This is a genomic window from Faecalispora jeddahensis (genome assembly GCF_000577335.1).
GTDB lineage: Bacteria > Bacillota > Clostridia > Oscillospirales > Acutalibacteraceae > Faecalispora > Faecalispora jeddahensis.
The window spans coordinates 1-579 of sequence record NZ_CBYL010000102.1 but is presented as its reverse complement, the minus strand read 5'-3'; the positions used below and the strand labels follow the sequence as shown (position 1 = coordinate 579).

At 52.8% G+C, this 579-nt stretch carries 3 tRNA genes and 1 rRNA gene; all 4 read right to left on the bottom strand.

The annotated features are described in order from the left end of the window. Positions 1 to 73 (bottom strand) — tRNA-Asn (locus tag TY09_RS17520). A gap of 7 nt (positions 74 to 80) precedes the next feature. Then, positions 81 to 197 (bottom strand): 5S ribosomal RNA (gene rrf / locus TY09_RS17515). Between the two features lie 86 nt (positions 198 to 283). Further along, positions 284 to 358: transfer RNA gene (locus tag TY09_RS17510), tRNA-Glu, on the bottom strand. Positions 359 to 424: 66 nt separating this feature from the next. Next, positions 425 to 500 (bottom strand) — tRNA-Lys (locus TY09_RS17505). Positions 501 to 579 lie beyond the last annotated feature (79 nt).

Here is a 579-nt window from a genome sequence, read left to right as displayed (position 1 = left end):
CTCCCCAAGTTGGACTCGAACCAACGACCCTGCGGTTAACAGCCGCATGCTCTACCGGCTGAGCTATTGAGGAATATCAGTGTTGGCGTCATCCTATTGTCCCGGGCCGTTACCAGCCAAGTATCTTCGGCACTGATGAGCTTAACTTCTGTGTTCGGAATGGGAACAGGTGGACCCTCACCGTCATCGACACCAACTATGTTCCGCAGAGGAGGTTTTCGCCTTCCTGTCGGATATTGTAAAAACAGTTTCCTGTTTCTTACGACTACTTCAAAGATTGTTTTGGTGACCCGTGGGGGAATCGAACCCCCGTTACCGGCGTGAGAGGCCGGTGTCTTAACCGCTTGACCAACGGGCCACATCTCAGCCTTAGCCAGGTGCAGAGGTCAGAGATCCTCTCAAAGACCCCCGCCTGACTTCTTTTTGGTGCACCATCAGGGACTCGAACCCGGGACACCCTGATTAAGAGTCAGGTGCTCTACCAACTGAGCTAATGGTGCTTGCCAAGCGAAAACTTAGAGTTTTCACTGCCTTTCGGCAGATGTGCTCGCAGCCCTTCGCCAATCTTTTCGTACCCTT